The following is a 25146-nucleotide window of genomic DNA, read 5'->3' on the forward strand; positions in this document are numbered from 1 at the left end:
AAATAAAGGACATTCATCATGACCCATAAACTCACCCTTGCAGCTTTAGCAGGCTTGGGCGCAGCACTTGTTGCGACGACGAGCCACTTTGCTCTTGCAAAAGCACCATCACCAGAAGCAGTACTTACTCACTATTCAGACATCGCGCTTGCAACATACCAAGACAGCCTCACAACGGCTGAAGCACTGGATGCAGCAATTGACGCTCTCTTGAAAAATCCATCTGCAGAAACATTGGCAGCGGCACGCACAACATGGGTTGCTGCTCGTGTTCCTTATCAGCAATCAGAAGTCTACCGCTTCGGCAACGCCATTGTTGATGACTGGGAAGGCCGCGTGAATGCATGGCCATTGGATGAAGGTTTGATCGATTATGTTGATGCAAGCTACGGCACTGAAAGCGATGAAAACGCGCTTTACACAGCCAACATGATCGCCAACGCTTCTTTCACTGTGAATGGCGAAAAGGTTGATGCGACAAACATCACACCAGACTTGATCCAAGGCTTGAATGAAGCTGGCGAAATCGAAGCGAATGTCACCAGCGGCTACCACGCAATTGAATTTTTGCTTTGGGGTCAAGACTTGAACGGCACATCAAAAGGTGCTGGCAACCGTGCTGCCACTGATTTCAGCTTGAGCGATTGTTCAAACAGCAATTGCGATCGCCGCCGCGCCTACTTGAAAGCAGCGTCCAAGCTTCTCATCGCTGACCTTAAAGAGATGGTTGGCAACTGGACAACTTCCGGTGCTGCACGTGGTGAGTTGATGAAAGACACGAATGCTGGTCTTTCAACAATTCTAACCGGCATGGGTTCGCTTTCTTACGGTGAAGTTGCAGGCGAGCGCATGAAGCTTGGTCTGTTGTTGAACGACCCAGAAGAAGAGCATGATTGTTTCGCTGACAACACGCACAACAGCCACTTGAACGATGCTGTTGGCATCCAAAACGTCTACCTTGGTTCTTATACGCGCGTTGATGGATCAGTGCTTAAAGGCCCGTCAATCTCTGAGCTGGTTAGCCACAAAGATAGCGGCGTTAATGCAGAGCTTACTGGCAAATTGGCGTCAACAATTACAGCAATGAACACCATGGCGAAACGTGCCGAAACTGTTGAAGCTTATGACCAGATGATTGGTGAAGGCAACGCAGAAGGTAATGCTGTTGTTCAAGCTGCGATTGATGCGCTTGTTGACCAGACAAAATCTATTGAGCGCGCCGTATCTGCTCTCGAACTTAATACAATTGAGTTTGAAGGATCAGACAGCTTGGACAATCCAAACTCAGTCTTCCAATAGGGCTTTAATTTTGGGGTGGAGGTTTATTCCCCACCCCACTTTGAAAGAAAAACAATGTTCCGCGTTGCATCCTTTGCACTACTCTTCATCTCAACGTCAACGGCGCTCGCCGATGGTAACGCTGTGCTGTCGATTGCTCAAAGCCGCGATGACCTTGCGCCCAAAGACATCAAACGTGTTGAGCAAATCACACGTCAAACGGTCGACTTTTCAAAGGCAGAAAAGTTTGAAGCCTCTCAAGGAGGGGCTGGCACATCACGCAAGACTGCCAATCGTAATGCCTTCTCCCATACCAGCGCGAACCTCACCTTTGAAGACGAACTAACCTTCAAATTAGGCAACGCGCTCTTTCGAAAATTCTGGGTATCCTCGCCATCTTCCAATCATGCATCAGATGGCTTGGGTCCGCTTTATAATGCGCGGGCATGCCAAAGTTGCCACCTGAAAGATGGTCGCGGTCATCCGCCTGCAAGTGGTGAGACAGATTTCACTTCCATGCTCTTCCGGCTCGCACGCCCCGCTGAGACAGATAAAGAATTAGAAGCTCTACGCACCTATGCAGCCCTTAATATTCCTGATCCCGTCTATGGTGGACAAATACAAGATTTCGCCATTGTCGGCCTAAAGGCTGAAGCAAAGCCATCCGTCACCTATGAAGAAAATCAGATCACGCTTGAAGGCGGTGAAGTGGTTTCACTTCGCAAGCCAACATATCAGATGACGAAGCTCGCTTATGGTGACCTTCACCCGAAGACAACTCTTTCACCCCGTATCGCACAGCCGATGATTGGTCTGGGTTTGATTGAAGCAATTCATCCGTTTGACCTTGCGAAAAAGGCTGACCCTAAAGATCAAAACGCAGACGGCATTTCAGGCAAGCTCGGGCTAGCGCTTGATTTAGATGGCAAGCCGATGCTTGGTCGTTTTGGCTGGAAGGCCAGCCAAGCTACTTTAGGCCAACAAAATGCGGCAGCCTTTAATGGCGATATTGGTATCTCTTCAGAATTAAACCCATCACCGCACGGCGATTGCACCACGGCACAAGTTGATTGCGTCAAACGGGCAACAGGCGTTCAACCGCGCCTTGGGGATAGCGAAGCACCGGACCCTGTTATGGGCCTCGTTGATTTTTACACGGCGAACCTTGCCGTTCCTGCCAGACGCGATGTGACCAATGCTCAAGTGCTGCGTGGTAAAGAGATGTTTTATGGTGCGGGCTGCGTTGCCTGCCACACGCCAAAATATGTGACGAGCCGCAAAGCCGAGCGCAAAGAACACCGCTTTCAACTGATCTGGCCTTACTCTGATTTTTTGTTGCACGACATGGGCGAAGGACTTGCTGACAACCAACAAGTTGGCGTTGCAACAGGCCGAGAATGGCGCACAGCACCCTTGTGGGGGCTTGGCCTTACAAAGACCGTCAATGGCCACACCTTCTTCCTGCATGATGGCCGTGCGCGCAATTACAAAGAAGCCATTTTATGGCATGGCGGCGAAGCGAAAACCGCCCGCAATAAATTCGTCAAAATGCAAAAGACCGATCGCGACGCGTTGATCAAATTCTTGGAGAGCCTATGACCCGATTACTCCTCTCCCTCTCACTCGCCGCATTCTGCATAAGCCCAGTTTCTGCCCAATCAACCGACTTGAATGCGCATTTTGTAAATAGCGCCGAGCGGGTTTTGGTGGGCTATATTCGCCCTTCTTTCAAAGCTCTCAAAACGCACGGCCAAGAACTGCGCGATGAGCTTGAGGCCTTTTGCAAGGCACCAAACGAAGAGCAGTTTAATGATACAAAAGATGCTTTCAAAAATTTCGCCTTAACTTTCGCCCGCGTTGAGATTATGCGTTTTGGCCCCCTCGTTGAAAAGAACCGCTTAGAGCGCCTCTATTTCTGGCCAGATCGCCGCGGCCTTGGTCTAAAGCGCATTCAACGTGCGTTAGCTGAGCAAGACGAGAGCGTTATAAAAACTGAAAACTTAAAATCTAAGAGTATCGCGCTTCAAGGTTTAGGTGGGTTGGAATTTCTCCTTTATGGGACCGGATCAACGACAGTTTCTCAGGATCCCTTCCGCTGTCAATTTGCTGTCGCAATCGCTGGAAGCCTTGCAGATACGTCTAAAGAAGTGGCGGATGCGTGGTTTGATGAGAACGGCTTTAGTCAGCAGTTTTTAAACCCAAGCGAAACAAACCCAGCTTATCGTTCTGCACGCGAAGTTGGGGCGGAAGTGCTCAATGTTTTAAAGAATAGCAATGAGGCTATTGCTCACTTAAAGCTTGGCGCTGTACTCCGCAAAACAGTCGAAAAGGCAAAACCAAAACGAGCGCCGTTATGGCGGAGTGGTTTATCCATCGCGATGCTGAACGCTAATATCGCCTCTGTTTTCGCCTTCCAAACAGCAAGCGGGCTGCTAAACCGCCTACCCAAAGAAAAAACTTGGGTCATCGGTTCCACGAAATTTGAATATGAAACCGTGGGTAAAAGACTTCAAGAAATCAACCTGCCAATCCTCGAAGCCGTGGCTTCTGGTAACGCGCGAGGAAAACTAATTTACACCCTCAATGTCTTGAGCGGCCTGACGGCTCTCTACAGCGAAGACGTTGCACCAAGCCTCGGCTTGCAAACTGGCTTTAATGCATTGGATGGCGACTAATGGCACCTATCTCTTTTGATCGCAGACGATTTATTGCAGGCAGTGGCGCTTTGTTTATGGCGTCACTCACGCCGCGCGCAGCCGACGCATTTTACAGCACAGACATGCTCTTTGCTGCGACCTGCAAAACACCGAGTGGTAACTTCGCAGCGGTTCTCCTCGACGAGCATATGAACGTCATTCGCCAAATCGATCTGCCAGAGCGTGGGCATGATGTGACCTTTAATCCGACTACGGGGGCAAGCGTCGTCTTTGCCCGCCGCCCCGGAAATTTTGCCGTCGCATTTGAGCGTGCTGGATGGGTAGAGCCAACAACGATCCTCGCCCCCGAAGGCCGTCATTTTTATGGCCATGGGGTCTTTTCACCTGATGGAAAATTGCTCTTTGCCACAGAAAATGCCTTTGAAAACGTTGATGGTAAAATAGGCATTTATGACGCGACTGACGGCTTCAAACGGCTTGGCGAATTTTCGAGTTTTGGCATCGGCCCCCATGACCTATTATTATCACCAGACGGCAAGAGTTTGATTGTTGCCAATGGAGGGATTGAGACACATCCAGACTATGGCCACGCCAAGTTGAACCTTGCAACTATGGAACCCAACCTTGCCTATATTGACCTTGCAACGGGCGACTTGCTTGAAAAGCACACTTTACCAAGTTCACTGCATCAACTGTCCATTCGCCACATCGCGGTAAGCCCTCAGGGGCGGGTTGTGTTTGGTGGCCAGTATGAGGGCGCAAAATCGGACGCGCCGCCACTTATTGGTTGGTCTGAACGTGGCGAGGGTATTGGGTGCTGGGAAAGCCTTCAACAAAGCGCCTGCCAAGCAGAAAACTACATTGGTTCGGTAGCCATCAGTTCAGACGGCGTTGCAGCCGCCATATCGGCACCGCGCAGCAATGCCTTTGCGATTGTCTCCCTTAAAGACGGAGCCATATTGAGGGACGATCAACTGACCGGCGTTTGCGGCCTTACAGCCGCTCATCAAGGCTTCGTTGCAAGTACTGACCAAGGTTATATCGGCAGCTTACACCTTGGCAAACACCAAGCAGAACACCGCTTAATTTTTGACAATCACATGGCATCGTTTGATGCTTCGGCAATGAGGGCAAGTTAGAATGTCTGTAGAAAATGAAAAAATGGCCGCAACAAAACACTCAAACCGAAAGTTAAACACAAACGACCTGTTTGGCGGTGAAACAGAAATTACCATTGAACACAAAAGTGAAGAATACCGCTTGCGGATCACATCTAATGGCAAGTTGATTTTGACGAAATAACGAGCGGCATCACAAAGCATGAAGCCTCCTGTTAGTATTGAATCGAGGATTTTATAGACCAACGCTTGGAAGTGTATATTCTTGTCGCAATTGAGCGGCATTAATAAACATTGGAAAATCGAAACCTCCCGTGGCCTTGATCCAGACGATATTGACGTTTCATTCAATCGGTCCGCTTGAGCGGCAAACCGAAGACGATGAAATGCGCTATAATGTAAGCGCTGATCTGTTTGCAGAATGGATGGCTGTGGTTTCTCGCTATCTACCTCAATGCATTATTGCATTCGATGATGGCAATAAATCAGACATCGAAATCGCTTTACCGATTTTAAAAAAGCATAATATCGCAGCTAAATTCTTTCCCATCATTAATCAGATAGGCAAGCAAGACTACATGTCATGGGATGACATTCGCTCCCTCATGAATGCAGGTATGCAAATTGGCAGTCATGGTCTTGATCATGTTGCTTGGACAGAATGTGAGCCCGACCAATTGTTGAATGAATTGCAGCAGTCGCGCGAAACATTGCAGCAGCAACTAAAAACGCCAATCAACTGTGCCGCAGCCCCTTTTGGCGCGATAAGCCCGCATGTTTACCGTGCGGCTCGAAGAGCTGGCTACACAAAACTCTATACCAGCTCACCCCGCTCTAGCTTCACAACAACAAATCTCGTGCCACGCTATTCCGTGCAATCTAATATGACGCCAAAAGACTTCATCGCCTCCCATATGACAGGCAACAACAGAGTGAATACATCGCTAGCGAATTTTGCCCAGAACATAAAATATAACGTCAGTCGTGCATCATGAAGAAAATGGGCGCATTCGACCTCAAAAGACTTTCGTCACTCGCTGAATCAATGGGCGGGATGCTGGTTGCTGTTTTCTTTCAGGTCGTCAGCTTCATCTTACTTACAAGAACATTGGGCGTAACGTCCTTTGGTGTTTTTGTCTCCTCTGTTGCAATTGGGTTAGCCCTGTCTGAACTTGTTGGCATTGGCTGTGGTGAAAACTTTATTCGCCTCGTTGCTCGCGACAAAAACCGGATGCGGCCGCTGTTTGGCAATGGGCTGCGGATGATTGCTGGCACAGGTCTATTACTTGCCCTGCCCCTTGCACCGCTTGCAGCCTATTTCATTGCGCCATCTGACGCTTTCTGGTTCATAGCCGCCTTAATCGCGAACGAAGCTGTTATCATTAGATGCACGCTCTATTTTGAACATGTGTCGCTTGCATTAAACGATTTCCGTCTCGCGGCCTTCGCGCGTGCGATTGTGCCCCTTTTCCGCTGCATGGCCTTTCTCTTTGTTATTTTTGCTCTTGGACACGACCAAATCCCTGCCATGGTCGTCGCTCAAATTTCCGCGACCCTTTGTGCTGCAGTGGTAATGTATGTGGTGTTGAGACGCATCATCTATCGCCAAGTCGAAGCACCTGATACTGAGCTTGGCACTTTGGATTGGTTCCGGTTCGGCGCGCCAACAGCATTGTCCAACCTGCAACGTGGCATTCAAAACCATGCAGACAAATACATCGTCACCCTGTTTGCAGGGCCAGAGGTTGGTGGCGTTTATGCGGCTGGATTTCGCTTCGTTCAAATGGCGTTGATCCCCGTACAAGCTTACGCCCGCACAACCTATAGCGGATTTTACGACGCTGGTAAAAATGGGCTTTCAGCAAGCGTTCGCTATGGCAAACAAGTTGGCGGCATCATGATGGCAATTGCTGTTTTCTGCGCCGCATGCACTTATTTTGGCGCCGATTTCATTCCCGTGATCCTTGGTGAGGAATACCGTCAAGCCTCTGATGTTGTGCGCATACTTTCCCCATTATTGATATTCTGGGGCCTCCAATTTTTGTTGATTGATGCACTGCGCGGCGCGGATTTAGCTTGGACCGTCAACTGGATATCTTTAGGCATTAACCTGCTGAGCATCGTGCTGCTGGTTACACTTACAATGCATTTCGGCCTCATAGGTGTTCTTGCAGCCAGCCTAATCAGCCTTGGCGCTGCCCTCATATTAATGGCAATCGCTATTTGGGTATTGTTGCGTAGAAAACATGCTGGCGGAGAGCAAGCGGTTTAATAAAGCTCTGGCAATCCCATACCAAAGGCCGAACGCAACTTCCCAAGATTTGCGGCGGCGCGTAGCTTGAACAAGAATGACTGCCCACGGCTGAATGGGCGCAGAAGAATTGCTGCTCCATATCCAACAAACATTTTGATAAAGGCGTCGACATAAAACAACCCGCGGCCAAACACGCCCTCTTTATTGCTCACCATAAGAGAACCATAAACCTGCCCGCTTCTCATGGAGCGTTTGAGCAAAAAGCTTGGGACCATCCGCGATGCAGGTACGAATTCATGGGCGCGCGCATTGGCGTTAAACCACAGTCTATTTCCAAGCGCTTTAAAGGCTGTAAAAAAAGCGGTGTCTTCGCCGCCTGTTCGTCCTAGGTCAGGATCAAACGATAAATTAGCGATCCGTAATTTGTCAGCGCGCAACAAGGCATTCCCAGTACGTCCCACAGACGTCTCGCCATCTTTTTCCCGACGAGACCGCGTCAATGGATCAAGCTGCTGCAACCACATGGGAACATCGTCATCAAAACGGGAAAGAACCAAACCAAATGCCGCGTCTGCTTGATTGGCTTCAAGTGTGCGGAGCAACGTAGAAAGCCAGTTTGGTTCCGCAACCTCATCGTCATCAATATACCCAACATGGGTGCATTCATCATGCGCCAAAGCTGCATTAAGCGTAGCATTGCGGCAGTGGGAGATATTTTGACGGTTCACATCAATCGTCTCGACTGTAATCCGTTTTAGCGCATAATTTTCCAATAATCTGGGCACAGCTCCATCACGGCTATCATCCCCGATGATGACGTGCAGCTTACGTGCTTTATCCAAATCTTGAACATCAAGAGAGGCTAATGTTTTTAACAGATCAGGACGACCAATGCTTGAGATTGCGATGATAATCAAACTACTACTCTGCCGCCTCCCATTTTTCACGCGCGGCCAGCGACAAGGCGACCAGTAACAAAGTCATTGAACTGCCAAAACCATAAAAATAGCTGGTTTCCATAAGGTTTGATGACATCACATAAATCACCAAGGTTAGAAACAGCCAAGACAGTTTGAAACGTCGACGCACGGCAGCACCTGCCGTATTCAACAGACAGAATAAGAACACGAGAAACAACACAAAACCAACCAAGCCTACCTGAATGATCATGTCGTAGTATCCGTTGTGAGAATGATTGAGACGGGCAACGAACCCAGGGGCAAGGCGTGCCACAGGACCCGTATCTCCTGTTGACCAGAACGATCCAAAACCAAAGCCCAACAATGGCCGTTGATTGATCATATCACTGGAAAATGCCCAAATTTCTGTGCGGCTGGTAAGCGTCGGGTCGCCAAATATCGCTTGCGCAAGCGAACTAAAAGTCCAGATAAAAGCGGCTTCACCAAAAAAGAACGCAAACAATAAAAATCCAATCGTTACAAAAACGATCAGACCCGACCAGAGCCGCATTTGATGGGCAAAAATAGCAACACCCAAAGCCGCCGCAGGGGCTAAAAATGCAAGGCCAAGTGATGTTTTGGATTGACTTGCAACGAGCAAGACCAACGTAGCCAACCAAACAAAGCCCCCGGCAAAACGCCACAAACCACGCCCAAAGGTGATCTTATAAAGCGCCAACAAGGAGGATGTAACCGCAACAAGACCGAGATAGTTTTTTTGCGGATAAATACCTTCATGCCCAAGCGGGCCAGCTGGTTTAATCACGACGGCGGCGAGATTGAGCACAACCAAAAACCCTGCAAATAAAAACAAAATATCGAATATTCGCATCGGTTTCGGCGCACCAAAACAAGCCAACATTATTGACCCGACAATAAAGCATTGAACAACCAAACGGCGCAAACCCACGCCTGCGTAGTCAGACCATAAAAGCGAAATTGCAAATACAATGAGGACCGCTAATAGGCCCAATATTGCGGGATCTCGAAAAGGAATAGATATGCGCTTTCCTTGCAGAAAAGTGAGGCCAAGACTTAAAATAAAAACGAGAGGCAAATAGACACGGTTCAAAAGCGCATTGCTGGATGCATCGGGAGAGGAGGCTATAATGTTCTCAATTAAATTGCCTTCAACACTGCGCCCATACAAAAGTGGCCAGATCAAAAACGTATAGGCAAGCACCAAAAAGGGAATAGCCGCGAGCAAATGCCCCGCAAGCGATTGGATATCAATTTGCCTTTCGTCGTGTTCAGCAACGGCCATATCAGTTACTATCCAAAACCTCTTCATCTTGTAGGGGTTCAACTAAAATGAATAATCAAAGGAACATAAGATAAGGAATCACGAACAACTCACCTTCATCTTATCAATAGTGCACCCTTCTTAAGAATACATTATGTTTTCTGCGTTATGCTTGAGCCTACTAAAAACAATAACAAAATTCGCGCGCATACAAGGTTTGAACCCTTCAAATGAACGGGCATGTAAATACGGTTTTGCAATCAGCAATCCAATCAGAAAGCCAGATTATTTTTGGTATGCGTTTTGACGCAATCGATAAATATGAAACTTTGGCATTTTTAAACGCGCGGTCTTCCAGCACCCAATTCGGTTACATAGTCACGCCCAACGTACAGCATGTAGTTGATATGCACCGTGAGGTGACACCTATCGCCATTTACGAGGATGCTCTTTTGTGTCTTTGCGATAGCCAGCCTGTGCGTGCTCTGGCCTATTTATTAAATGATGTGCCACCACTCGTAACCGGTGCTGATCTAACCGTTTCTCTTTTTGATAATGTCATTCAAGACGGCGATATAATCAGTACAATCTGTGCCTCCGAAGAACTCGCAACCTTATTGCGCAAAAAATACCCAAACCTTCATTGGCATATTCATATACCGCCCGCCAATACTGAAGTTGGCACACCAGCGTTTGACGCGTGCGTGAAATTTCTGATTGAAACACCCGCCCGCTTTTCCTTCGTTTGTATTGGCGCACCGAAATCTGAAGAAATTTGCCATGCAGCATATCAGATCAAAGGCACAACCGGCACGGCGATCTGCTCAGGTGCAGCACTTGAATTCTTGGTTGGACTAAAAAGGCGTGCACCACGCATATTCCAAACCTTTGGCATTGAATGGACCTATCGTCTTATGAGCGAACCGGGTCGATTGTGGCATCGTTACGCATCCGCCGGCCCAACCTTATTGAAGCTTTTCGCCAACGATTTGATGGTGAAATGGCTTCCTTCGAAAAACAGTCGTTAACCCGCAAATAGTTTGATCATGGCTGCACCACTTAAAATTCTTCATTTATCGGGTGACTACCCCGACCCCATGCGGAAACCAACAACCCAGGCGATAAAGCAAACGATCGCGCATTTAAAGCAATTCGACCATACGGTTATTTCCATGGACCGAAGATCCAACCCTTTGAAATGCTATTGGGTTGATTGCGGTAAAATTGAAAATGCACGTGTTTTTGCCTACGGCCAATGGGGGCTGAAATTTGGCTTAGGCCTGTTTTTATCTTTCTTCCTCACGGCTACTTACATTTATCGAAAAATGAATGAGCAAGGGTACAAACCCGATTTGATCCATGCCCATCGCATGACCTTCGATGGCATTGCCGCTTATTTTCTCTCAAAGTGGTGGGGTGTTCCCTATGTACTTTCTGTGCGCGCAGAAGTTGAGAGCAAAGTTTTCCGTTTCAAACCACATTACCGTTGGTTGATGCGAAGGATTGCGCAGAATTCAGGCGCCATTTATTATGTCTCAGCTTTCTATCGCTCAGCCATTGAACGTTTTACTGATGTTGATAAGGCAAAAGGGCGCCCTTTTCCAAACATCGTAACGAATGCCAAACCTGAAATTGAACCCCAAAGAGCAACACGCGGTTTCGTTTCCATCTTCAATTTTTCGATCTACCGGAAGAAGGGCCTTTTAAGACTTCTTCCCGCCTTTGCAAAAGCAGCAAATCGTTATCCAGAAATGACGCTTGATCTTATTGGACAAGGCAGCCCTCAAGACGTAAAAAAGATAGAAAAACTAGTTGAAGAACACGGCCTTTCAGACAAAGTAACCATAGTCGGCAAGCTAAACCACACCGAACTAATTGAACGTATACCAACTTACCGCGCCATGGTTTTACCAAGTCACAATGAGACATTTGGCATGGTCTATACGGAAGCTATGTTTGCCGGAGTGCCCATCCTTTACAGTAAAAACAGCGGCATTGATGGTTATCTCGATGGACTGAATTCTGGCGTGGGCGTTGATCCAAATAATCGCTTAGAAATTTCAAAAGCGTTGCACACATTGTGGCATAATCACGCAAGTTTTCGACACGCTATGAAAACCCAAAGTGCAGAAATATACCAACGGTTTGACCCGCAATTTCATATTGCGTTTTATGAAGCGGATGCCCGCGCTTTGGTCGAATTACAAAGAACAAAAAAATGACGCGCTTTGAGTATGGCCCATGGACGATAACCACAACCCAAGATGCTCATTCCCTTGAAACCGAATGGCGTGCCCTTGAAGAAGAAGCGGGTGGGTTTATCTCTGGCTTTCAACGCTTTGATTGGGTCGCTCCGCTTTATAAAAATCTTTATCAAGACGAAGAAGCAAAACCGCTCATTGTTTGTTTTACAAACACACAAAGTGGCGCCTTAGAAATGCTTTGGCCGCTTGCTTTAGAAAAGCGTTCGGTCTTCGGTTTTCTTTCGACGTTAAGCCTTCGCTTTGCCGATCGCCGTTTGAGCGATTACTGTGTTCCTATTGTTGCCAGCAATATCGCAAAAAACATCCCAGCTTCGTTGATATTGGACGCGCTTCGCCAAGCCGCACCGCAAGCTGATTTAATTCACTTCGACAAATGGATTGGTGGAGAAGCAGAAGCATTCACTCAACTAAACGCCAGCCCGTTTTGCTTTCCCTATCATGTTCACGCCTATAGAATGCCACTTAGCCTTGAACCAACGGAGATTGCCAGCACGCACTTTTTTAGCAATCACCGTCGTAAATTAAAAAAACTCAACAAGATGGCGCCTGTTAGTGTTCTTAGGCAAGAGGCTGGAGAAATCTCGCCAGAAAATTTGCATTTGTTCTTCGATTGGCGGCGTGCACGGTTTGCAAAACTTGGTCGGGATGATGCATTTGCCAATGAAAAGATTTTGCAATTTTATGAAGACGTCGCTTTAGGCAAAACCGCGCAGGCTGTCGCGAGACTTACCATTTTCAAAGTTGGTGACGATATCGCAAGCATTGCTTTTGGCATCTTGGCAGAAAACAGTTTTTACGGCCTTGCCAGCGCTATTAACGCCGATCAATTTTATAAATTTTCACCAGCCATTTTACTGTCGCTCGAAGATATCAAACATTGTCGCGAAGCAGGCTTTGAATACTTCGACTTCACTCTGGGTGATGAAAGCTACAAATTTCACTTCCAAGTGGAGAAGCGCATGTTAAGCGAAATCCACTACCCAATTACTTGGCGCGGACAGGCCAGCTATCAATTACGGAAGCTGAAACAGCTTGTACGCAAATACCCGCGTCTCTTGGCCTTCACAAAGAGAATTCGCGGTAAGTAAATGTTGATAATTTTATATTAACTATAAAGATCAATTAGGATAGTGAGCTAAACCGTGTTTCGCAGAAAAGAAAAAGAACCGATTGAAGAGTGGAGGCGATTGCTAAGATCAGCCGACTCCTATGCTCGTCGGAATAACTCTGCGCCACGAGAAAAGCGCCTTGAACCAAAACCTGAACACACCCCTCATCAAGCGCCTGCCTACGATTTGCCAGCAAATGCCTTAGCAAGTGATATTGCAGGTACAAGCTCGGCGATCTGGCAAAACAAGTCTTATGTCATCATAACCACCCTATGCTTTACCGTGCTTGCTACATTGGTTGCATTTTTGTTGCCCCAATCATTTGAAGCAACAAACCAAATCTTCATTGATCCACGCAGCAAAGCGCTCATCGAAGAAGAAATTGTGCCGACAGGCCTCGGGCGCTCGAGTATTGGCGGTGACTTGCTGTTGTTGGATTCACAAATTGCGATCATTCAATCTGATCGGGTTTTACGCGAAACATTGCAAAAAGAAATTGATGCCGGTCGCTTGGATGCAGGCGCTGATGGCAAACCAGATTTTCTCATGGTCGACAGTTTGCGCAAATCCTTGAAAGTTGGGCGATCTGGTAATTCTTATGTTGTTGGCATCACTGTGCGTGACCCAAGTCCTACTGGTGCCGCGCGAATCGCAAACAGTATTGTTTCAACTTACATTGCTCAACAATCCGATAACCGTACAGATGTAACGCGGGAAACCACCTCCGCATTAGAAGCCCGCGTTGAGAACCTTCGCAACGGTGTACGACAAGCAGAAGCGCGTGTTGAAGCCTATCGCGCTGAAAACAACCTTATCGAAATCGCGGGTACGGGCACGAGCACTGGAACAGACATCGCAGGTGCATCTGACCGTCTGCTCAATGATGAACAATTGCGCAACCTCAACACGCGGCTGGTTGATGCTAAAGCCGATATGCTGGAGGCAGAAGCAAACTACGAAGCACTGCGACGTGCATCCGCAACAAATAGTCTGGCTGGCGCAACTGCGGAAGCGCTCGCCTCACCAGTTCTTGGCAATTTGCGCAGCCAACTTGCTATTGCAAGTAGTGCTCTTGCAAATGCAGAAGGAAGCCTCGGGTCGCGCCATCCTCGCCTTGGCGCTTTGCGGACAGAAGTTGCAAGCATTCAACGCTCTATCAAAAATGAAATCGGCCGCTTTTTTAATGCCGCAAAATCACGCCGCGATGTTGCGCGCAAAAACCTCCAGTCCCTCGAAGGCTTGCTCGCGCAACTTACACGGTCATCATTGAGCGATAGCAAAGCATTGGTGCAATTGCGTGAACTGGAGCGTGAAGCAGCTTCACAGCGCGAAGTATTCCAAGCTTTACAATTAAGAGCAAAGCAATCAGGCGAACAAGAAACCCTCTCAAACGATAGCACTCGTGTTATTTCACAAGCGATACCACCAATTTTCGCAGCCTTCCCTAACAAGAAACTATTCGTAGCAGGCGGGCTATTTTTGGGTCTCACTTTCGGTATTTTACTGGCTTGGTTGATTGCAATATTCTCAGCATCAAAAGCACATAAATTTACACCTCGGCCCCATAATCACCGAAATAAAAACCAGCCTCAGCAAAGCCAGTGGTCCTAAGGGCAAATCCTACAAAAACAGATCAAAGCAAATGGACCAAAGCGAGGGATGTTGCTCATGCAACCGCTTGATCATTCCAAGTAAGGCGCTTTGATAAGCCCGATGCCAATTGAATAAGTTCGCGACCAATCATCTCGCGAAATTCTGGCTTAAATACGCGCACCGACCCCGTTGCACCGATTGACATATTGGCACCAGATCCCGTTTTACTGAGAGGGGCTGCAACGGAGCACATGCCCCGTTCTATTTCCTCAACGCATTGTGCATAGCCACGATTTCTAATTGTTTCAAATTCCAAATCTAAGGCTTCTGGTTCGGTGAGCGTATATTCCGTGTAAGCTTTCAACCGTCCATCAAGTTTCATTTCTGAAAGCAGTGTCGGCGAAAAGGCCGCAACCGCTTTTGAGCAAGAGCACGCATGCAATGGACGTTTGCCTAAGCCGGGGTGCAAATAGGAAGCACCTGTCTCAGGCGTCTCCACATGAATGATTTCCACGGACTGTCCCCGTAGGCGTGACAAGAAAAACGCCGCGCCATGGTCATTGGCAGCTTGTTTTAAAACAGGCGCAATGACATCGAGGAGAAGTTGGTCCGACTGGCCAGCATCCGTGATCAATTTCAAACGAGTTCCAAGCGCAAAGCGTCCTTTGCCAACAGGGTCTAACAATCCAGTGCCGACAAGGTCTTGCACCAATCGGTAGGCCGACGGTTTGGGCAAATCAGAATTGGCGCAGATATCAGCGACGGTCACATCACCCTTCTGGCCAACAAATTCGAGAATAAAGATTAAGCGTTCTAAGTGCATGATTTCTCATATTGTGAGATTTTAGTTTTTATAATATAAGAATACTGCAGATATTCAAGGGAGGAACTTTGAAATGGCCGAAGCATGTTGTGGACCAGGTTATGCCAATCCAGCAGAAGCGATGGCGGCACCTCGTGAGAAGCTCCTTTATACAATTGCCATATACACAGGCACGGGCATTCAAAAACCTGATTATCTTGCAACCGTAGACGCTGATCCTGATAGTCCAACCTATTCAAAAGTCATCCATCGGCTAGAAATGCCAGGCATTGGCGATGAACTGCATCATATGGGCTGGAATGCTTGTTCTTCGTGTCATGATGATAGTTCGATGGCACGCAAATATTTGCTCGTCCCCGGTGTTCGCTCCAACAATATCCATGTGGTGGATACGGCAACCGATCCTTACGCGCCGAGATTGCATAAGGTGATTGATGGTGCTGAGATCAAAGCGAAGGCTAATCTATCTGGGCCGCACACGGTGCATTGTCTGGGGTCAGAAATCATCATCTCCTTCCTTGGCGATGCCATGGGCGAAGCGCCCGGTGGTTATCTGCATCTCAACAAAGATTTTGAGATTGTTGGCCGCTGGGAAGAAACCATGGGCGACATCCCGTTCAGCTACGATTTTTGGTATCAACCGCGCCACAATGTGATGGTGAGTTCTGAATGGGCAGCCCCCAATACGTTCATGCCAGGCTTTGATCTTGAAGAAGTGGGGCACCTTAAATATGGCCGCCGTCTCCACATTTGGGACTTTGAAGCACGCAAACCTGTTGAGACCCTGTATCTTGGCGAAGACGGCCTTATTCCGCTGGAAGTGAAATTTCTCCATGACCCAGACAGCACCCACGGTTTTTGTGGCGCTGCATTGAGCGCAAATGTGATCCATTTTTGGAAATCAGACGCGGGCAAGTGGGAATGGGAAAAAATCATCGACGTTGAAAACGAACCGCATCCTGAATGGCCAATTCCAGTGCCCGGTGTGATGTCTGCCATTTTGGTGTCGATGGATGATAAATACCTCTATCTCAACAACTGGCTGCACGGCGACATGCGCCAGTATGATATTAGTGACCCGCATAATCCTGTTTTAACAGGCCAAGTCTGGATGGGCGGTTTGCTTGGTAAGGCGCCTGAGGTGAACGGGGCAAAGGTCGCAGGCGGCCCGCAAATGTATCAGCTCTCCCTTGATGGAAAGCGGCTTTATGTGACGACCTCTTTGTTCTCCACATGGGACAATCAATTCTATCCCGAAATTCGCACTCAAGGCGGGGTTATGTTGATGATTGATTGCGATGTTGAAAATGGCGGCATGAAGATCAACGAAGATTTCATTGTGGACTTTGGCAAAGAACCAAACGGCCCAAGCCGCTGCCATGAAACCCGTTACCCAGGTGGTGATTGCACGAGTGATATCTGGTTATGAGCGAGACCTACACCATCACAATCGCCAACCGCGAAAATGCGACCCACAGGGTCGATGCCCGCCGTCCCTTGCTTGATAGTCTGCGAGACGAAGGCGTCGATCTCCCCTACGGCTGCAAATATGGCGGCTGCATTACCTGTGCTGCCAAATTGACCGTTGGTGAGGTCGATCAACGCCGACAAGTAGCCCTTAACAACCGACAGATAAACAACGGCTACGTGGTGTTGTGCGTCGCGCGTCCCGTGTCTGATTGCACGCTTGAAATTGGCGTTGAAAGTCATGACAAACTTTACCGCAACCCCTTTCTTGATCCCCTTGAAGCGCATGAGCTGAAAGCGGATATTGCAACGCCCAAGGAGGCTTAAATGCCACAAGCCGATATTGATCATCGTTATGATTATTCGTCAGAGTATTTGGCGGAAATTTTGCGTTCGGTTAAAACTATTGCCATGGTGGGTGCCAGCGGTGACAAGACCAAATTCAGCTATGGCGTCCTGCGCGTTTTACATGAAACGGGTTATGAAATTTTGCCCGTCAATCCAAATCCGAAATTGACTGAGATACGCGGCCTAAAGGTCTACCACTCCCTTCAAGAAATTGATCGTCCTGTAGATATGGTCGACGTTTTCAGACCTAAAGAAGAGTTTCATACGATTGCGGAGCAAGCAATCGAGATTGGCGCCAAGGTGCTTTGGGGCCAAATTGGGGTCTATGATGACAAGGCTGCAAAGCTTGCTGAAGCGGCTGGTTTAAAAGTTGTCATGGACCGATGTCCGAAAATTGAATTGTTTCGCCCGTTCTGGAAACCTAGATTAGATTTAGCAATCTAACTTGATTGCACCAATAGGGGGCAACAAACTCAAGAACTATTGAGGAAGATAGCATGGAATTTCCAACGTTGAATGTCTCTGTTGAACCTGAAATTGAAGGTTTTTTCGATCCCGCGAGCAACACGATTTCCTATATCCTCATAGACCCTGCGACACAGGCCTGCGCGATTATTGATAGCGTGTTGGATATGGATTATGCAGCGGGTCGGATCGCTTATGATAGCGCTGATCGTTTAATCGCAGCCATTGAGGAACGCGGCTTTACCCTTGAATGGATTATCGAGACTCATGTCCACGCAGATCATTTGTCTGCTGCACCCTATATTCAAGAAAAACTAGGTGGCAAAATTGGCGTTGGGGCGGGCATTAAGGAAGTACAAGATACCTTTGGCAAAATTTTCAACGAAGGAACAGAGTTTCAACGTGATGGGTCTCAGTTTGATGCGCTGTTTGAAGAAGGTGATACTTACACTGTGGGCGAGATAACGGGGTTTGTTATTGCAACACCGGGCCACACCCCTGCTTGCACGGTTCACGTTTTGGGCAATGCCGCTTTTGCGGGCGATACGCTATTTATGCCGGATGGCGGTTCTGCGCGGGCAGACTTTCCAGGTGGTGATGCGGGGCAACTCTACGATTCAATTCAAAAGGTGTTATCACTTCCCGAAGAAGTCCGCCTATTTATCTGCCATGATTATGGCCCCAACGGGAGGGCAATTGCGTGGGAGACAACCATTCGCGAACAACGGGCAAAAAACATTCATGTGGGTGGTGATAAATCCCGCGATGAGTTCATTAAATTTCGCACGGAACGCGATGCTCAACTGGCGATGCCAAAATTGATTATACCGTCACTTCAGGTAAATATGCGCGCTGGTGAAATCCCTAGCGACGAAAATGGTGTACCTATGCTAAAAGTGCCGATCAACGGCTTGTGAGGGGCAGATGCAAAACGAAGATCTTTTAATCCGCGATGATCAAGATGGGGTTGCGATTTTATCGTTGAATGCTCCCAAGTCGATCAACGCTTTGTCTGAAGCCATGCTTCATGCCTTGTCCGATAGCTTCGATAAAATTGCAGAAGATCGATCGGTTAAAGCGGTCATCTTGCGTACCACTGGCAATCATTTCTGCGCCGGTCACAATCTCAAAGAAATGTCGGCGCGCCGCGAAGATGAAGATGGTGGGTTTCAATATTTCCAAGACCTCTTTGCCACTTGTTCGGCCATGATGTTGCGGATTGTTCGCTTGCCTCAACCCGTTATTGCGGAGGTTAAGGGCATTGCTACCGCGGCAGGTTGTCAGCTGGTTGGGTCCTGCGATTTGGCGGTTGCATCACAGGAGGCAAAATTTGCAACATCGGGGGTCAACATCGGCCTTTTTTGTTCGACACCAATGGTTGCCCTCAGCCGAAATGTTCCGCGAAAACTGGCCATGGAAATGTTACTAATGGGTGATTTCTTGCCCGCCGCCCGCGTGGCTGAAATGGGATTGATCAATCGTGTCGTCCCACTTGATGAACTGGAGGCCACCTCTATGGAAATTGCCCGCATCATTGCGGATAAATCTCCCGCAGCCATTAAGATCGGGAAACGCGCCTTTTATGAGCAGGCAGAAATGTCGCTTGAGGAGGCTTATAATTTTGCAGGCCGTGTGATGGCCGAAAACATGATGGCGCGTGATACAGTGGCCGGAATTGGTGCCTTCACCCGCAAAGAACCAATGCCAGAATGGACCGGCGAATAATGGACGAATTAGAAATGCCAAGCATGTACGAAGGCTCAGAGCTTGAAAAGAATACAGCCAATCACGCGGCCTTATCGCCAGTCTCTATTCTCAAACGTGTAGAACGGGTTCACCCAGAACTGCCCGCACAAATACATGGTACCATTCGCCGCAACTGGGGCGAGGTTGCTGAGCGCTGTAAAAGGCTCGCATCGGCTCTCGTCAAGCGTGGTGTGGGCAAGGGCGACACAGTGGCCTTAGTCGCGCCTAATATCCCAGAAGCGCTTGAATGTGCGTTGGCGCTGCCAATGATTGGGGCCGTGCTAAACGCCAACAATGTCCGCCTTGATGCAAGCACCATTGCTTATATTTTGGATCACGGTGAAGCAAAGGTTGTATTGGTTGATACGGAGTTTTCAGCCATGGCCAAGGAAGCGGTTGAGCAATCTGGCCGCGATCTTCTAATCGTCGATATTGAAGACAGCGAAGGGCCAGGTGGCTCGCGCATTGGGTCGCTCACTTATGATGAGCTGCTTAGTGAAGGCGACCCTAACTGGGGCTATAAACTGCCAGATGATGAGTGGGACGCGTTGGCGCTTAACTATACATCAGGCACGACAGGTCGCCCGAAAGGTGTTGTTTATTCCCATCGCGGCGCATGGACCAATGCCGTCAACAATGTGGTGACATGGGAGTTGGCGCATCATCCAGTCTACTTATGGACGCTGCCTTTGTTTCATTGCAATGGCTGGTGCTTTCCATGGACGATAACTCTGCTTGCAGGAACGCATGTGTTTCTTCGTGCGCCCCGTGCTGATGCAATTTATAATGCCTTTGCAGATCACGGCGTTACGCATCTATGTGGGGCACCGATCATCATGTCGATGATTTCGGGCGCGCCTACTGAAGAGAAGCGAGCCTTTACGCAGAAGATCAAAATGATGACGGCAGCGGCCCCACCGCCTGCTTCTGTCATTAAAGACATGGAAGCAATGGGTATCTCGGTCACCCATGTTTATGGCCTAACAGAAGTTTATGGTCCCGCTGTTGTATGCGCTGAAAAGCCAGCTTGGGCAGACCTTTCGCTTGAAGAGCAGGCTCAATTAAAAGCTCGCCAAGGCGTTGCTTATGAACTTGAAGAAGATGTGCTTGTGCTAGACCGCGAAACGGGAAAGCCTGTTCCTTGGGACGGTGAAACCCTGGGTGAAATCGTCTTTCGTGGAAACATCGTCATGAAGGGCTATTTGAAGCAACCGGAAGAAACCGAAAAGGCGTTTAAAGACGGCTGGTTTTGGTCTGGGGACATTGCTGTGCAGCACCCAGATGGCTACGTTGAAATTCGTGACCGCGCCAAAGACATCATCATTTCGGGCGGCGAAAATATATCCTCCATCGAAGTTGAAAAAGCGCTCTATTCACACCCCGCCGTCAGCCTTGTTGCTGTGGTTGCCATGCCCGATGAAAAATGGGGCGAGGTGCCGTGCGCCTTTGTGGAACTGGCAAGTGGGGCTGAGGCAAGTGAAGAAGAGTTGCTCGCCCATGCACGCAACGGTTTGGCGAGTTTTCAGCGTCCTAAGAAAATTGTCTTCGGTGAGTTGCCAAAAACAACAACGGGTAAAGTGCGCAAGAATGAACTGCGCGATAGCGTGCGATGAATTAACGAATTTCATTCATATTAAAAACAACGATTATGCTGAAAATGGCTGCGCAAGGCATTTTCATTAACGCAACAATGATGACTAAAGCGCGTTAGCTTTAGCGACCAACGAGTGACGTCCAAAAGCCCTTCTTTTCTTCCGATACTTCACCGTCGCCTTCCTCGTCTTCACCGACCAAAACCACGTTAAATTCTTCGAAGAAATTTTTAGCAAGCTTTTTGGATGTGCTGACAATCAAACGGCTACCCAATTGCGCAAGCTTGCCGCCGACATCGGCCTTGGCTGTATATTTGAGCAAGGTACCGCCGTCTTGTTCGATCAGCTCCACATCCGCGCCGCCTTTTGCAAAGCCTGCCACGCCGCCATTACCTTCGCCGCTAAGGGAAAAATGAGCCGGTGCATTGCTTGGGTCGAGAGTAACATCACCAGCAAAATTGGCTTTCACCGGACCAACCTTCAACGTCACTTTTGCCGCAAGCTCGGTATCACTCTGCTTGGTGAGCTCCTGACAACCAGGGATGCATTGCTTCAAAATATCAGGATCATTGAGTGCGGCATAAACAACATCGCGGGGTGCGTTGATAAAGATTTCTTCTTGAAGTTCCATGATATTCTCCTGCCAGCCATGTGGGCTGATTTGCAAAGCTCTATACGCCGCGTTTGTTACCCCATAAAAGCACATGTAATTGCGGTAGCATACGGGGACGATACCATTTATCCGCAGTTGCTTTTTCAACAAGCCACAATAAACGCTCTGTCACATCTTCCAATGCGACTGGAATCTCTGGATCAACCTGTGAATTACCCGGTTGCAGATAGAGCGGCAGATCTGGAAACTTGTCCGCGGCCTCTTTTGCCCATGCATAATCAACATCATCAAAAATTACGATTTTCATGACGATATTCGGACCGTTTGCTGCGGCCGATATGCAATCTTCAAACAAAGCCCAATCAACAGTTTCGCCGCTAGAAGGTGGTTTTGGACTAAGCACCAAAGTATCCAAATCGCCAAACCATTCGCGTGCAACCGATCCTTGCGTTTCGCAGGCGAAACGATAACCTTCAGCTTTTCCAAGGGCAATCAGGCCGGAAAAATCTTGAATGGCCGGATTGCCACCAGAAAGTGAAATAACCAGCGGTGTGTCACCAGAAAGATGTTTCACCTCTGCCCATACGTCTTCGCTTGTCATGGGTGTCCACTCAGCACGGAACGCACTATCCACGGCATGCAAGCTATCGCACCAGCTACACCGATAATCGCACCCGCCTGCCCGCACAAAAACGGTTGGCTCACCAATTAGCGAGCCTTCGCCTTGTATGGTCGGTCCAAATATTTCGGCAATGCGCAAAGCCATAATCAGTCCACCGGCTTGTATTCAGCCCACGTCTTGGGCGTTTCTGATACGGCAACTGAGGATGTCTCAGGCCACCTAGCCTTGCACCAATCATAAAGGTGCTTGGCGATGTTTTCAGCTGTTGTGTAAACATCAAGCACATCATTCAAATGTCGGTGGTCGAATTCCTCGTCGAGATAATTTTTAAGCGGCTTAAGTTCTTGATAGTCCCGCACGAAGCCATCATCATCAAGGTTAGCCGCTGAAAGCTCCACGACGACAATATAGTTATGACCATGAATACGCGCGCACTGGTGATCAGCTGCCAAGTGAGAAAGCTGATGGGAAGCGGAGAAATGGAATTCTTTCTTGATGCGAAACATCATCAAGCCTCCTTGCGGTCGGTGGCTTCACGCCAAAAATCAGGATCTTCATAGCGCGTTGGGTCTTCGACATTGGCAAGGTGAAAGGCTTCACGCCGTTCAACGCAAGTGCCACAACGTCCACAATGAAGCGCGCCGCCTTTGTAGCAAGACCACGTCTCTTCAAATGGCGTGTTCACTTTCGCCCCTTCAACAACAATGTCTGCCTTAGAGCGGTGCACGAAAGGCGTGTGAAGCGCGACGTTGGCATAGCCGTCTAGGGCAAGGCGTTGCATGGCATCGAAAGCTTCTGTGAAGGCTGGGCGACAGTCTGGGTAGATGAAGTGGTCACCACCATGGACGGCTGCTGCAACGGCGTCATCTTGATTTGCTGCTGAAATGCCATACGCGATTGTGAGCATAATGGCGTTGCGGTTTGGAACCACTGTCACCTTCATACTGTCTTCTGCATAGTGCCCATCAGGCACATCAACATCGTCTGTTAAAGCGGACCCAGAAAGGGATGCGCCGACTGGGCCAATATCAATAACGTGATGAGGAACACCCAAGCGCTTTGCGCAAGCTTGAGCATAGTCCAATTCTTTTTGATGCCTTTGCCCATAATTAAATGAGGTCAAGCGTGACAGGTTTCCCTGTGCAGCAATCATGTGGGCAAGCGAGACGGAATCCAGCCCGCCGGAACATACGACGTTCGTTTTCATTATCCAGTGTCCTTGTTTTGTAAACCGGGTAGGCTGCGACCGGTGTCGGCGATATACTCGAATGTAGGCGCGAGATCAACCATATGGATAGCAAGCAAACGATGTAAGCGTTAATGGCAAGGCCTTGTTGCGCTCTTTGTTTTGGGTGTTTATGAGAAATAGTGAAACAGTCTCATGCATCGGCGATCTGCCCGCACTTGGAGTAATATCATGGCACTTAAAAAACTAGTTCTTACCGGTGCTGCAGGGCGCTTAGGTTCTTATCTTCGTGAACCATTGAGCAAAATGGCAGATGAACTGATCTCGACCGATATGGTTGATGACATTGGTAAGCTTTATGATGGTGAAACCTATATTCAAGGGGACCTCTCATCACTTGATGATATGATGAAAGTGCTTGAGGGCGCTGATATGGTGGTGCATTTTGGCGCCATTGCGGATGAGGCGCCGTTTGAAGAATTGCTAGGGCCAAATTTCATTGGTGCTTACAATATTTGGGAAGCAGCCTTCCGGCATGGTCTAAGGCGTGTTGTTTATGCAAGCTCCATCCACGCTGTTGGCATGCACCCTAAAAACCAGCGCATTGATACAGAAGTTGCGCACCGTCCTGATACGTTTTACGGGCTAGCGAAATGCTTTGCTGAAGATCTCGGCAGCATGTACTGGGATAAACGGGGCCTAGAAAGCGTTCACATGCGTATTTTGTCTTGTGCGCAAGTCAATAATGCCCGCGCGCTTGGCTCGTGGCTTTCTTATGACGATTTGATCCAACTGGTTCAGCGCTCAATTGATACGCCGGTCACAGGCTTTTCCGTGGTCTATGGTGTGTCGAATAATGACCGCGCGCCAGTGGACAATCACAAGGCACATTTCCTTGGGTACCAACCAAAAGACAATGCAGAGAAATTTGCAGAAAAAGTTCTGGCAGAAGAACCACAAATGGACCCACAAGACGTCGGTCACATGTGCCACGGCGGGCCGTTTGCTTCCGTTGAACTTGGCAATAGTGGCCAAGCTTCAATGAATATTATTGATGACACAAAGAAGACATGAGCGAAACCATCATCAAAATTTGCGGTCTCTCAACGGTTGAGACCCTAAACGCTGCCATGGATGCAGGTGCCGATTGGGTTGGTCTTGTCACTTTCCCGCCAAGCCCCCGCCATGTGGGGCCGATGGATGCTAAGCCATTGGCTGACTTAGCCCGAGGCAAAACGAAAATCGTCTCCTTGTCAGTCAATGCGGATGATCAATTGCTTGATGATATTATGGCGCAGGTAAACCCTGATATTTGGCAGTTCCACGGGAAGGAACCCGCTGAGCGTGTTGCAGAGGTGAAAACCCGTTACGGGCGGCCAGTTATGAAGGCTATCGGCGTTTCAACAATTGAAGACCTTAAAAAGATCACGCCTTATCACGGTGTGGCTGACTATTTGCTGCTTGATGCGAAGCCACCGAAGGGTGCGGTTTTGCCCGGTGGCAATGGAGCAGCTTTTGATTGGACGATCTTGGACCATCTGCCTGCCGATTTGGAGTTTATGCTATCTGGTGGATTAAGCGTTGAGACGGTTGCAGACGCTGTGCGTTCCACCCGTGCTTTTGGCATGGATGTCTCATCAGGTGTCGAAAGTGCCGCAGGCATTAAAGATGTGGCGTTGATTAAACGCTTTATTGAGAATGCACGGGCTGCCTAAACGTCGATTTTTATCTATCTGCGACATCACACCGCGTGACAAAACTGGACCCCGCTCCAGATTCAATGTAGGTGAAAAGAAACACTACTATTTA

At 48.5% G+C, this 25146-nt stretch carries 26 protein-coding genes; 19 read left to right on the plus strand and 7 right to left on the minus strand.

What is annotated here, in order from left to right; all coding sequences use genetic code 11:
* The first annotated feature begins 18 nt into the window (after positions 1–18).
* From ABJO30_02625 to ABJO30_02655, 7 genes are all read left to right on the plus strand, one after another.
* The gene (locus ABJO30_02625) at positions 19–1299 is read left to right on the plus strand and encodes an imelysin family protein (protein ID MEP3231706.1); all 1281 of its coding nucleotides are present in this window, start codon (positions 19–21) and stop codon (positions 1297–1299) included.
* A gap of 54 nt (positions 1300–1353) precedes the next feature.
* A complete protein-coding gene (locus ABJO30_02630) occupies positions 1354–2877 on the plus strand; it encodes a di-heme oxidoredictase family protein (protein MEP3231707.1) in 1524 nt (507 codons plus the stop codon).
* Positions 2874–3953: an imelysin family protein gene (locus tag ABJO30_02635; GenBank protein ID MEP3231708.1), complete on the plus strand. Its 1080-nt coding sequence runs from the start codon at positions 2874–2876 to the stop codon at positions 3951–3953. The genes ABJO30_02630 and ABJO30_02635 overlap by 4 nt, the downstream gene beginning before the upstream one ends.
* Positions 3953–5074, plus strand: coding sequence for a DUF1513 domain-containing protein (locus ABJO30_02640; protein ID MEP3231709.1), 1122 nt, complete (start codon positions 3953–3955; stop codon positions 5072–5074). The genes ABJO30_02635 and ABJO30_02640 overlap by 1 nt, the downstream gene beginning before the upstream one ends.
* A 22-nt stretch (positions 5075–5096) precedes the next feature.
* Positions 5097–5237 carry a hemin uptake protein HemP gene (locus ABJO30_02645; protein ID MEP3231710.1) on the plus strand — a complete coding sequence of 47 codons (141 nt, stop codon included), beginning with the start codon at positions 5097–5099 and terminating at the stop codon, positions 5235–5237.
* 130 nt (positions 5238–5367) lie between these two features.
* Positions 5368–6048 (plus strand): polysaccharide deacetylase family protein, encoded by a 681-nt coding sequence (locus ABJO30_02650; protein ID MEP3231711.1) that lies wholly within the window; start codon positions 5368–5370, stop codon positions 6046–6048.
* Between the two features lie 5 nt (positions 6049–6053).
* The gene (locus ABJO30_02655) at positions 6054–7325 is read left to right on the plus strand and encodes a lipopolysaccharide biosynthesis protein (protein ID MEP3231712.1); all 1272 of its coding nucleotides are present in this window, start codon (positions 6054–6056) and stop codon (positions 7323–7325) included.
* On the opposite strand, the gene ABJO30_02660 is transcribed toward ABJO30_02655, so the two are convergent.
* Both ABJO30_02660 and ABJO30_02665 read right to left on the minus strand, forming a co-directional pair.
* Positions 7322–8224, minus strand: coding sequence for a glycosyltransferase (locus ABJO30_02660; GenBank protein ID MEP3231713.1), 903 nt, complete (start codon positions 8222–8224; stop codon positions 7322–7324). The two genes, ABJO30_02655 and ABJO30_02660, sit on opposite strands and share 4 nt — an antisense overlap.
* A 4-nt stretch (positions 8225–8228) precedes the next feature.
* Positions 8229–9530 (minus strand): O-antigen ligase family protein, encoded by a 1302-nt coding sequence (locus tag ABJO30_02665; GenBank protein ID MEP3231714.1) that lies wholly within the window; start codon positions 9528–9530, stop codon positions 8229–8231.
* A 209-nt stretch (positions 9531–9739) separates the two neighbouring features.
* On the opposite strand from ABJO30_02665, the gene ABJO30_02670 reads away from it, so the two are divergent.
* The 4 genes from ABJO30_02670 (at position 9740) to ABJO30_02685 (ending at position 14493) form a co-directional block, all read left to right on the plus strand.
* Positions 9740–10537 carry a WecB/TagA/CpsF family glycosyltransferase gene (locus ABJO30_02670; protein ID MEP3231715.1) on the plus strand — a complete coding sequence of 266 codons (798 nt, stop codon included), beginning with the start codon at positions 9740–9742 and terminating at the stop codon, positions 10535–10537.
* 144 nt (positions 10538–10681) lie between these two features.
* Positions 10682–11731, plus strand: a complete 1050-nt coding sequence (locus ABJO30_02675; protein MEP3231716.1) for a glycosyltransferase — start codon at positions 10682–10684, stop codon at positions 11729–11731.
* Positions 11728–12861 carry a GNAT family N-acetyltransferase gene (locus ABJO30_02680; GenBank protein MEP3231717.1) on the plus strand — a complete coding sequence of 378 codons (1134 nt, stop codon included), beginning with the start codon at positions 11728–11730 and terminating at the stop codon, positions 12859–12861. The genes ABJO30_02675 and ABJO30_02680 overlap by 4 nt, the downstream gene beginning before the upstream one ends.
* 54 nt (positions 12862–12915) lie before the next feature.
* A complete protein-coding gene (locus ABJO30_02685; GenBank protein MEP3231718.1) occupies positions 12916–14493 on the plus strand; it encodes a GumC family protein in 1578 nt (525 codons plus the stop codon).
* Between the two features lie 55 nt (positions 14494–14548).
* Here ABJO30_02685 and ABJO30_02690 read toward each other — a convergent pair whose 3' ends face one another.
* Positions 14549–15298 carry an IclR family transcriptional regulator gene (locus ABJO30_02690; GenBank protein MEP3231719.1) on the minus strand — a complete coding sequence of 250 codons (750 nt, stop codon included), beginning with the start codon at positions 15296–15298 and terminating at the stop codon, positions 14549–14551.
* 73 nt (positions 15299–15371) lie between these two features.
* Between ABJO30_02690 and ABJO30_02695 the strand changes: the two genes are divergently transcribed.
* The 6 genes from ABJO30_02695 to ABJO30_02720 are packed head-to-tail and all read left to right on the plus strand — an operon-like array spanning position 15372 to position 20937.
* Positions 15372–16727, plus strand: a complete 1356-nt coding sequence (locus ABJO30_02695) for a selenium-binding family protein (protein ID MEP3231720.1) — start codon at positions 15372–15374, stop codon at positions 16725–16727.
* A complete protein-coding gene (locus ABJO30_02700) occupies positions 16724–17092 on the plus strand; it encodes a 2Fe-2S iron-sulfur cluster-binding protein (GenBank protein ID MEP3231721.1) in 369 nt (122 codons plus the stop codon). Before ABJO30_02695 ends, ABJO30_02700 begins: the two co-directional genes overlap by 4 nt.
* A complete protein-coding gene (locus tag ABJO30_02705; protein MEP3231722.1) occupies positions 17093–17557 on the plus strand; it encodes a CoA-binding protein in 465 nt (154 codons plus the stop codon).
* A gap of 53 nt (positions 17558–17610) precedes the next feature.
* Positions 17611–18495, plus strand: coding sequence for an MBL fold metallo-hydrolase (locus tag ABJO30_02710; protein ID MEP3231723.1), 885 nt, complete (start codon positions 17611–17613; stop codon positions 18493–18495).
* A 7-nt stretch (positions 18496–18502) separates the two neighbouring features.
* Positions 18503–19303, plus strand: coding sequence for an enoyl-CoA hydratase (locus ABJO30_02715; protein MEP3231724.1), 801 nt, complete (start codon positions 18503–18505; stop codon positions 19301–19303).
* Positions 19303–20937, plus strand: coding sequence for an acyl-CoA synthetase (locus tag ABJO30_02720; protein ID MEP3231725.1), 1635 nt, complete (start codon positions 19303–19305; stop codon positions 20935–20937). Before ABJO30_02715 ends, ABJO30_02720 begins: the two co-directional genes overlap by 1 nt.
* A 100-nt stretch (positions 20938–21037) precedes the next feature.
* On the opposite strand, the gene ABJO30_02725 is transcribed toward ABJO30_02720, so the two are convergent.
* The 4 genes from ABJO30_02725 to queC are packed head-to-tail and all read right to left on the minus strand — an operon-like array spanning position 21038 to position 23358.
* Positions 21038–21547: a carbon monoxide dehydrogenase subunit G gene (locus ABJO30_02725; GenBank protein ID MEP3231726.1), complete on the minus strand. Its 510-nt coding sequence runs from the start codon at positions 21545–21547 to the stop codon at positions 21038–21040.
* Between the two features lie 40 nt (positions 21548–21587).
* Positions 21588–22295, minus strand: a complete 708-nt coding sequence (queE, locus tag ABJO30_02730) for a 7-carboxy-7-deazaguanine synthase QueE (GenBank protein MEP3231727.1) — start codon at positions 22293–22295, stop codon at positions 21588–21590.
* Between the two features lie 2 nt (positions 22296–22297).
* Positions 22298–22657, minus strand: a complete 360-nt coding sequence (gene queD, locus ABJO30_02735; GenBank protein MEP3231728.1) for a 6-carboxytetrahydropterin synthase QueD — start codon at positions 22655–22657, stop codon at positions 22298–22300.
* 2 nt (positions 22658–22659) lie between these two features.
* Entirely contained in the window at positions 22660–23358 is a 699-nt protein-coding gene (gene queC / locus ABJO30_02740) for a 7-cyano-7-deazaguanine synthase QueC (protein MEP3231729.1), read from the minus strand.
* A 210-nt stretch (positions 23359–23568) separates the two neighbouring features.
* Between queC and ABJO30_02745 the strand changes: the two genes are divergently transcribed.
* Both ABJO30_02745 and ABJO30_02750 read left to right on the plus strand, forming a co-directional pair.
* Positions 23569–24411 (plus strand): NAD(P)-dependent oxidoreductase, encoded by an 843-nt coding sequence (locus tag ABJO30_02745; GenBank protein ID MEP3231730.1) that lies wholly within the window; start codon positions 23569–23571, stop codon positions 24409–24411.
* Entirely contained in the window at positions 24408–25052 is a 645-nt protein-coding gene (locus tag ABJO30_02750; GenBank protein MEP3231731.1) for a phosphoribosylanthranilate isomerase, read from the plus strand. Before ABJO30_02745 ends, ABJO30_02750 begins: the two co-directional genes overlap by 4 nt.
* The last annotated feature ends 94 nt before the right edge of the window (positions 25053–25146 follow it).

This window comes from Hyphomicrobiales bacterium (assembly GCA_039973685.1).
Classification (GTDB): domain Bacteria; phylum Pseudomonadota; class Alphaproteobacteria; order Rhizobiales; family JACESI01; genus JACESI01.

Bases quoted from the DNA above. Each gene is read 5' to 3' on its own strand.
- ABJO30_02670 (MEP3231715.1), top strand. From the start codon at position 9,740: ATGAACGGGCATGTAAATACGGTTTTGCAATCAGCAATCCAATCAGAA.
- ABJO30_02715 (MEP3231724.1), top strand. From the start codon at position 18,503: ATGCAAAACGAAGATCTTTTAATCCGCGATGATCAAGATGGGGTTGCG.
- ABJO30_02675 (MEP3231716.1), top strand. From the start codon at position 10,682: ATGGACCGAAGATCCAACCCTTTGAAATGCTATTGGGTTGATTGCGGT.
- ABJO30_02680 (MEP3231717.1), top strand. From the start codon at position 11,728: ATGACGCGCTTTGAGTATGGCCCATGGACGATAACCACAACCCAAGAT.
- ABJO30_02655 (MEP3231712.1), top strand. From the start codon at position 6,054: ATGGGCGCATTCGACCTCAAAAGACTTTCGTCACTCGCTGAATCAATG.
- ABJO30_02720 (MEP3231725.1), top strand. From the start codon at position 19,303: ATGGACGAATTAGAAATGCCAAGCATGTACGAAGGCTCAGAGCTTGAA.
- ABJO30_02625 (MEP3231706.1), top strand. From the start codon at position 19: ATGACCCATAAACTCACCCTTGCAGCTTTAGCAGGCTTGGGCGCAGCA.
- ABJO30_02710 (MEP3231723.1), top strand. From the start codon at position 17,611: ATGGAATTTCCAACGTTGAATGTCTCTGTTGAACCTGAAATTGAAGGT.
- ABJO30_02705 (MEP3231722.1), top strand. From the start codon at position 17,093: ATGCCACAAGCCGATATTGATCATCGTTATGATTATTCGTCAGAGTAT.
- ABJO30_02745 (MEP3231730.1), top strand. From the start codon at position 23,569: ATGGCACTTAAAAAACTAGTTCTTACCGGTGCTGCAGGGCGCTTAGGT.
- ABJO30_02640 (MEP3231709.1), top strand. From the start codon at position 3,953: ATGGCACCTATCTCTTTTGATCGCAGACGATTTATTGCAGGCAGTGGC.
- ABJO30_02690 (MEP3231719.1), bottom strand. From the start codon at position 15,298: ATGCACTTAGAACGCTTAATCTTTATTCTCGAATTTGTTGGCCAGAAG.
- ABJO30_02665 (MEP3231714.1), bottom strand. From the start codon at position 9,530: ATGGCCGTTGCTGAACACGACGAAAGGCAAATTGATATCCAATCGCTT.
- queE (MEP3231727.1), bottom strand. From the start codon at position 22,295: ATGGCTTTGCGCATTGCCGAAATATTTGGACCGACCATACAAGGCGAA.
- ABJO30_02700 (MEP3231721.1), top strand. From the start codon at position 16,724: ATGAGCGAGACCTACACCATCACAATCGCCAACCGCGAAAATGCGACC.
- queD (MEP3231728.1), bottom strand. From the start codon at position 22,657: ATGTTTCGCATCAAGAAAGAATTCCATTTCTCCGCTTCCCATCAGCTT.
- ABJO30_02630 (MEP3231707.1), top strand. From the start codon at position 1,354: ATGTTCCGCGTTGCATCCTTTGCACTACTCTTCATCTCAACGTCAACG.
- ABJO30_02750 (MEP3231731.1), top strand. From the start codon at position 24,408: ATGAGCGAAACCATCATCAAAATTTGCGGTCTCTCAACGGTTGAGACC.
- ABJO30_02635 (MEP3231708.1), top strand. From the start codon at position 2,874: ATGACCCGATTACTCCTCTCCCTCTCACTCGCCGCATTCTGCATAAGC.
- ABJO30_02695 (MEP3231720.1), top strand. From the start codon at position 15,372: ATGGCCGAAGCATGTTGTGGACCAGGTTATGCCAATCCAGCAGAAGCG.
- queC (MEP3231729.1), bottom strand. From the start codon at position 23,358: ATGAAAACGAACGTCGTATGTTCCGGCGGGCTGGATTCCGTCTCGCTT.
- ABJO30_02725 (MEP3231726.1), bottom strand. From the start codon at position 21,547: ATGGAACTTCAAGAAGAAATCTTTATCAACGCACCCCGCGATGTTGTT.
- ABJO30_02645 (MEP3231710.1), top strand. From the start codon at position 5,097: ATGGCCGCAACAAAACACTCAAACCGAAAGTTAAACACAAACGACCTG.